Consider the following 7,099-nt stretch of genomic DNA (forward strand, 5'->3'; position numbering starts at 1 on the left):
ATGTGGTTCAAGTTCGTAGCGGTCGCTGCTGAAGTACCACGGGCAGAGGATAGCACATCTCTCTGAAGCAGAAAGGTCGGATAAGACATCTGGCCTGGTCGACCTGAGAATATCTGGTCCTCGCCCTCAGAGGAAAGGGCGCGTCTTCCATCCGTGGCTTGCAAGAGAGGCAGTAACCAGAACAGGGTGACAGGACGTGTCGCAACAGTGTGAAGTGGAGCAGGTGCTTGGTCAACACCTCTCACGGTTACAGATATGCTTACAACGTGCCTCCGGCGCAAGCTCTGGTCCCGAAGAAGGGAGCGATGCCTGGCTGTTCTTGCAGGCGCTGGTTGGAGAAGATGAAGCCGGGCTGCAGAGTCGCTTTGAGCGCTCGGGGCGCTGGCTGGCAGAGCAGGGGGGGAGATTAGACGCCCGCCTGGAAGCCATGCAGGTCTATATCGATGCCCTCAGTGAGGAGCTGCAGGCTATTTTTACTGACCAGCCCCAGTTACTGGCCGCAGCGCTTGCACGCCTTTACCGGCTCCAATCGGCCTGCTCGCTGGCGCTGACTCACGGCTATCAGGAGGCGGTGAGCCAGATCACTGATGACCAGCGGCGCTCGTTGGAGCGCCATAGCCGGCGTCTCCTGGCTCTGCAGCGCATCAACGGCATTAACAACTCCAGCATGGATCTTGATCAGACGCTGGAAATGACGGCGCGCATTGTCGCGGAGGAGCTGCAGGTCTCGCTGTGCGCGATCTTTTTTTACGACGAATTGCAGCGCTTGCTAACGCTGCGGGCGACCAATGGCCCGCGTCCGCTTGGGGGCATGCATTTCACCTTACGTCTGGGTGAGGGATACAGTGGCTGGGTGGCTGATAAAGGCCATCCCCTGTTGGTTCGCGACGTCATGAGCGACCCGAACTTTGCTGCTGAGGCCACCACCTACGATACGGAGTATCACGGCTTGATGGCGCTCCCGATTATCTTCTTCGGTTCAGTCGAGCGCCTGATCGGGGTCATCAGCGTGCAGTCGGAGGAGCCGCGCGACTTCACGCCCGACGAGATCAATTTCCTAGAGGTGGTAGCAGGGATCATTGCCATCAATATCGAAAACGGGCGCCTCTATGAGCAAACCGATGAACAGCTGCGGCGCAAGGTTCACGAGCTGGCGACCATTCACCGTGTCACCACTGTCATTGCGCGCACCTTGAATCTCGACGAAGTGCTGCAGATGATCACCACTCAGGCGGTGCATCTCAGCGGCGCCGAGCGCTCATGTATCTTTGAACTGGATGCTGAGACGCAGACGCTGCACATCCTGGCCCACTATGGCTTTGGCGGCAGCCAGATCCAGCAGGCGCGTGTCAAAGTAGGCGAGTGCTGCGCTGGGCGTGCTGTGCAGACGGGACGTCCGATTATGCTCGTCGACTGCTTCCAGCAGGATGAAAAATGTTTTCTGCGCGCTGACCCTTTCATTTCGTCCGAGATCCATTCCGTTCTCTGTGTACCGCTAGAAGTCAAAAGAAAAGTTTTGGGATGTATCTGCATCTACAGTAGCCACAGGCATCTACTGAGTCCTGAGCAGATGCAGCTGGTGGTGACCTTTGCCAATGAGGCCGCCATTGCCATTGAGAATGCGCGTCTCTATGAGGAGACGCGGCGCGGCCTGGAGCTGAAGTCGATGCTCTTGCGCGAGCTGCACCACCGGGTCAAGAATAACCTGGCCACGGTAGCTGGCATTCTCTCGCTGCAGCGCCGGCGGACGCGCTCGCCCGAGGTCGGCAATACCCTGGCCGAGAGCGTCAATCGGGTCCAGGGGTTAGCGGCCACCCATGATCTGCTGGCGCATGAAGATCTTAGTGAGGCGCGAGTTGATGATATTGCGCGCAAGATAGTCGGTGTTGCCAGCGCGAATCTCAGTCCACCGGATGCTCATATTACCTTTAAGGTTGAGCCGTGTCCGATCGTGATCCCCTCGCGGGCGGTCACGATTCTGGCCCTGGTGCTCAATGAGATGGTCTCAAATGCCATTAAGCATGGCATGGCTGATCTGACCGAGGGAACGGTGTTGGTGCGGGGACGTGAGGAGGAAGGCATGGTTGTGGTCGAGGTCATTGACACGGGGAGAGGGCCGAAGAAGCCTCTGGAGGAAGAAGAAAGCGGTGAGGGGCTGGGCCTCTCGCTGATTCGCAATTTGCTCGCTGATCTGCGTGGGCGTTTCAGTTTACGGCGTGTGACCGAGCTTGATCCGCCGGCTAACACGCCTGGCCTCAAGCCGATCTGTGGGGGCTATACGGTGGCGGAGGTGCGCTTCCCCTTGACACACACGCATGCTCTCGCCCCGTAAGTTGCGTAAGCCGCGCAGGTGAGCTGGCATACTGTCTTGTTTTGTACCAGGCTGGCCTTTCCATCAAAGGATGCTGGCCGTGGCTCCTCGTGGGCCTTTTCTGGCTGCTCCGCGGTTGGGAGAAGGTGATGACATGTCTCTTCAAGAGCGAAAGCCGAAAATTCTTATTGTTGAGGATGACGAAGCTATTCTTCATGTCCTCAGTCTTTTTCTGTCCTATGCTCACTTTGAGGTACGTGGGGCGCGTAGTGGGAAGGAGGCAATGGAGCTGGTGCCCAGCTTTGGCCCTCAGCTCATCGTTCTCGATCTGAACATGCGGCCTATCTCTGGCTGGGAGGTGCTGCATTGGCTGCGAGCCAACAAGTTTAGTCCTCCCATTAGGGTCCTAGTATTGACCGCCTCGACTCGCCTGAGCGAGCAGATACGCGGTCTGGAGGAGGGGGCTGTCGATTATTTGACCAAGCCGACGCAGCCGAGTGTTCTGGTTGAGCGCATTCGCAGTATCCTGGCCATGAGCGACGAAGCGCTGCTTTCGCTGCTCCAGAAGCGTCTGCTGCAGCAGCGTCGTATTCTGGAGCAGCTTGTTCAGCCTGGCAAAGATGAAAAGATGAATGTTTCTATCAAGGCGTATTAAACAGGGACGGTTGAAAGAGCGTGTCCACAGGCGGTGCAGAAGCGGGTACTGGCCAGGTGGATACGCCCGCAGCCGGGGCACTGATTGATCGGGCAGCCGCAGCGAGTACAGTAGCGCATGTGGGGTTTATTGAGATGCTGGCAATTTGGGCAGAGATAGCCAGTTGCACGTGGTTGGGCGGTTCCGGGCGCGACAGACAGGCCCGGTGAAGCGGCTGGGACTGCCTGGGCAGGCTGAGGAGCCGCTGAGGCGAAGCGCTCTCTTGGATAGGCTGGTTGATAAGCTGGCAGCCGACCGGTAGCGTGGATGGCCAGGTCGAGAGCATCGGCCAGCTCGCTGGCTCGTTGGTAGCGCTGGGCAGGGTCCTTCATAAGGGCCGTCAAGATCACTCGTTCCACCGGAGGGGGGAGAGTGGGATTAAAGCGGCTTGGTGGAGGTGGTGGCTCGTAGAGGTGGCTGTGGGCCAGAGCTGGATAGTTGTCGCCGATGAAAGGCGTGCGTCCGGTCAGGGCCTCATAGAGCATCACACCCAGCGCATAGATATCGGCTCGTCCATCGATCTGCCCGCCCATACATTGTTCGGGGGACATGTATTCAGGGGTGCCGACGCCGGCGCCCGGGCGTGTCAGCTGCTCATGACTGCTTGCCAGGACCTTGGCGATGCCGAAGTCTGAGAGGATAGGGCGGCCTGAGCGGTCCATCAGCACATTGACAGGTTTTACATCGCGGTGAATGATCCCCTGGTCGTGGGCATAGCTGAGGGCATCGGCGAGCTGGCGAAAGATGTGCGCTGCCTCAGCCAGGTCCATCGTCTTCCCCTGAGCGCGGAGCTGGTCGAGCCGCTGTTTCAACGTTCCCCCGTCGACCAATTGCATGACAATGTAGAGCAGCCCGTTATACTCGCTGGCGTCGTGGACTGTCACGATATTGGGATGAGAGAGACGAGCGACCAGACGGGCTTCGAGGTTAAAGCGCTCGACGAAGCTGCGATCTGAAGCGTACCAGGGCGGGAGCACCTTAATGGCGACCTCGCGATCTAGATTTTCCTGTCGGGCGCGGTAGACGCGGGCCATGCCGCCCTGGCCCAGCGGGGCCAGAATCCGATAGTTTCCGAGTGTTGCTCCGATCAGCTCATCGTGTTGTGGCTGCACAACTCACCCCATTGAAGAGGGCACCCTGGCTGCGGCTGCCGGGCCGAGAGGCCAGCAACGAGCCGCGGCATCCGAAGTGATGCGACGCGGCGGGTGCCCGACCGATGTGACACACATTCCGGGCCTGCCTGACCTGGCGAGAGGGAGGCAAACCCGGGGCCGAAGAATCGAACCAACCAGCCAAACCCAAGAATACCGGGCCAGGCTGAACGAAGCCAGCCAGGCCAGGCTGACAGTACGCTAAGCCACAGGTCTCTCATCAACGCTTGGCGAAGACAAGCACGGTTTGCCCAAGCTGGATCTTATCCCCCTCCTGGAGTGGATAGGGCTGGTACTTGGTGATCATCTGGCCGTTAAGCCGGGTCCCGTTGGCGCTCCCCTCATCCTTAAGGGCATAATTGCCATTGCCCATATTGATGATCGAGGCGTGCAAGCGAGAGACGGCCAGATCCTCCAGGAAGATATCGCTTTCGCGACTGCGCCCGATGCTGAGCGAGTCCTTACGGATCTCGTAGACGCGACCGGCCTCTTTCCCTTCTTCAACGCGCAGAATGCCGATCCGAGCCTGCGGTCCCGTCGTACGCAGCATCGTCTTATCGGCTTCGGCGAAGGCGGCGGGTGCGACCTCCTGGGGTTGACCAAACTGGCCGGGCTGGCCAGTGGGGCCAGTGGGCGCGAAGCCGGGCAGAGAGACGGGCTGCTGGGGCTGCTGAGGCTGCTGCCAGGGGTTACTTGCAGGCGAAGCTGGGGCTGGTGTGGCGGGGACCTGCCCCATCATGCCAGCGCCTTGCGGAGACTGCAGCCCCTGGCCCCAGGGCTGCGCGGGAGACGCGCCCTGGGCCTGAGCCTGGGCCCAGGGATCAGCGGCAGCGGGTTGTCCTGTTTGCCCGCTCTGGCCCCAGGCCGGGATCGCTGTTGGGCCAGAAGGCGGCTGTGGCTGCTGTGACAGACCCCAAGGTGCGGTGTTGCCGCTCTGAGGGGCGGTCTGACCCCAGGGGTTCTGAGCCCCTGCTGGCTGCTGGCTCTCCCAAGGCGAGACTGGGCCGCCGGCTGGGACATTATCCCAACTGGCACCCGAAGGGGAAGGTGTGCCCTGGGGCTGAGCCTGCCCCTGCCCGGGGGGCATGCCCCAGGGAGCGCTTTGCGCTTGCGCTTGGGCGCCCCAGGGAGACATCGGCTGAGCTGGCTGCTGAGCCTGGGGCTGTGCGGACCAGGGCGCGGCCTGGGGCTGGGCTCCTGCGGCTCCTGCGCCACCCCATCCGCCTGGCTGCTGAGCCGGGCCCTGGGCGCCCCACGGCGAGAACGGAGACTGCTGCTGGGGCTGGGCCATGCCCGGGCCAGGGCTTCCCCATCCGCCTGGCTGCTGTGTCTGGGCTGGCTGCCCCCAGAGCTGGTCGGGAGCGTTCCCCATCGCTTGTTGACCCCATCCTCCTGGGGCGGCCTGGCGCTGCCACTCCGGCGTCTGAGCCTGGGCGGCGCTCGTCTCCTCATCGCGCTTCTTGCCGCTGCTGCGTATCAGCAGGATGGCCCCCACGATCAGGATGATAACGACGACCGCTGCAATGACGAGGATGAGCGGACTCGATAGTAGATTATGCATACTGGTTCACCCCTCCGAGTTGTAGGAGCTGCCTGGCCGATCCACATGTCCTGGCGGAGAAAGCGACCGCGTGGGCCGTCCCTACAACTGCAAAATAGCGTAATAGCTCAGCGCAGTTCAAAGCGAACCTCGACGCTGCCGAAGCGAAGAATATCTCCATCCTTGAGTACATGCTCCTCATGCGGTGCAAGAACCACTCCATTTAAGCGGGTTTTATTCAGGGCGTTCAAGTCTTCAACGGTAAAAGTACCATGCTGATTGCGGATATAGGCATGCCGCCTGCCAACTGTCTTATCCATGAGATTAATCTCGGGGTAAATCCCCAGAATTGGATCGTGGCGACCGACGACCATTTGCTCACCGGTAAGAGGAAAGACCTGGCCTGTGGCGATGACGACCAGGCGAGCCTGTTTTTGAGGAGGCATGCGAGGAGGTACGGTGCGCTCTCCCTCGGGTGGCTCGGCACGCTCATCAGCGCCTACCTCATGAACGCGCTGCTGTAACTGCTCCAAGGCGGCCAGGAACTCCTGGGGAGTCTGATAGCGTTCTGCGGGCATTTTGGCCATCGCCTTCTGGAAAAATTGGTCCATCTCCGGCGGCAGCTCTGGCCGCTGCCGGCAGATCGAGGGCACTTTCTCATTCATATGCTTGATGACGATATCGACTGCTGTCTCACCCTCAAACGGCGGATGGCCAGTTAGCATTTCAAACAGGACGGTGGCGACCGAATAGAGATCCGAGCGGGTGTCTGCCGAGCGCCCGCTCTCGGCCTGCTCGGGCGCAATATAGTAAGGAGTGCCCATGAACATGTTTGAGCGGGTCAGAGTGACCGTCTCGCTGCTGCGTGCCAGCCCGAAGTCGGTGATTTTGACGACATCCTTCGTGTTGATGAGGATGTTCTGCGGCTTGATGTCGCGATGGACCACGCCGTGCCGGTAGGCGACATCCAGGCCCTCGGCAATCTGATGCGCGTAGTTGAGCGCTCGCGAGGGCTTCAGCGGCCCATAGGTGATCGTATGGTACTTGAGATTCTGCCCATCGATGTAGTCCATCACGATAAAGTGCATGTTGTGGTCTTCCCCATAGTCGATGATACGCACAATATGGGGATCACTCAGGTGCAGCAGGATGCGGGCCTCGCGCTGAAAGCGGGCCAACAGCTCGCTGTCTCCCGCCAGCTCGACATGCAGCACCTTGATGGCATAAATGTGGTTGTTTTCGAGGTCACGAGCAACATAGACGGTGGCGAAGTTGCCCCGCCCTCTTTCGTCAATCAGTTTGTAGCGACCCTTGATGACACGCCCGATCATGTCACCGTCCATGGCGCAATCTCCTACTTAAAGGCTATTCCTCGCGGCTATTATAGCATCATTCCCTGTCTC

At 60.1% G+C, this 7,099-nt stretch carries 5 protein-coding genes; 2 read left to right on the top strand and 3 right to left on the bottom strand.

Translation table 11 applies throughout. From position 1 onward, the window contains the following. Positions 1-196: 196 nt before the first annotated feature. Together IRZ31_RS18945 and IRZ31_RS18950 are read left to right on the top strand one after the other, a co-directional pair. Positions 197-2,332 carry a GAF domain-containing protein gene (locus IRZ31_RS18945; protein WP_297156546.1) on the top strand — a complete coding sequence of 712 codons (2,136 nt, stop codon included), beginning with the start codon at positions 197-199 and terminating at the stop codon, positions 2,330-2,332. A gap of 133 nt (positions 2,333-2,465) precedes the next feature. Next, complete coding sequence (locus IRZ31_RS18950) at positions 2,466-2,966, top strand: response regulator (protein ID WP_297156549.1); 501 nt, start codon at positions 2,466-2,468, stop codon at positions 2,964-2,966. On the opposite strand, the gene IRZ31_RS18955 is transcribed toward IRZ31_RS18950, so the two are convergent. The 3 genes from IRZ31_RS18955 to IRZ31_RS18965 all read right to left on the bottom strand — a co-directional run bounded on the left by IRZ31_RS18955 (position 2,963) and on the right by IRZ31_RS18965 (position 7,039). Further along, positions 2,963-4,117: a serine/threonine-protein kinase gene (locus IRZ31_RS18955; protein ID WP_297156552.1), complete on the bottom strand. Its 1,155-nt coding sequence runs from the start codon at positions 4,115-4,117 to the stop codon at positions 2,963-2,965. The two genes, IRZ31_RS18950 and IRZ31_RS18955, sit on opposite strands and share 4 nt — an antisense overlap. Positions 4,118-4,376: 259 nt before the next feature. Then, positions 4,377-5,717: an FHA domain-containing protein gene (locus IRZ31_RS18960; protein ID WP_297156554.1), complete on the bottom strand. Its 1,341-nt coding sequence runs from the start codon at positions 5,715-5,717 to the stop codon at positions 4,377-4,379. A 107-nt stretch (positions 5,718-5,824) separates the two neighbouring features. Further along, positions 5,825-7,039 carry a protein kinase gene (locus IRZ31_RS18965; protein WP_297156557.1) on the bottom strand — a complete coding sequence of 405 codons (1,215 nt, stop codon included), beginning with the start codon at positions 7,037-7,039 and terminating at the stop codon, positions 5,825-5,827. Between the last annotated feature and the right edge of the window lie 60 nt (positions 7,040-7,099).

The organism is Thermogemmatispora sp., from assembly GCF_019683635.1.
GTDB lineage: Bacteria > Chloroflexota > Ktedonobacteria > Ktedonobacterales > Ktedonobacteraceae > Thermogemmatispora.

What these genes read in the sequence shown, in the direction of transcription:
- IRZ31_RS18950 (WP_297156549.1), top strand. Translation starts at nt 2,466, where the DNA reads ATGTCTCTTCAAGAGCGAAAGCCGAAAATTCTTATTGTTGAGGATGAC.
- IRZ31_RS18965 (WP_297156557.1), bottom strand. Translation starts at nt 7,039, where the DNA reads ATGGACGGTGACATGATCGGGCGTGTCATCAAGGGTCGCTACAAACTG.
- IRZ31_RS18960 (WP_297156554.1), bottom strand. Translation starts at nt 5,717, where the DNA reads ATGCATAATCTACTATCGAGTCCGCTCATCCTCGTCATTGCAGCGGTC.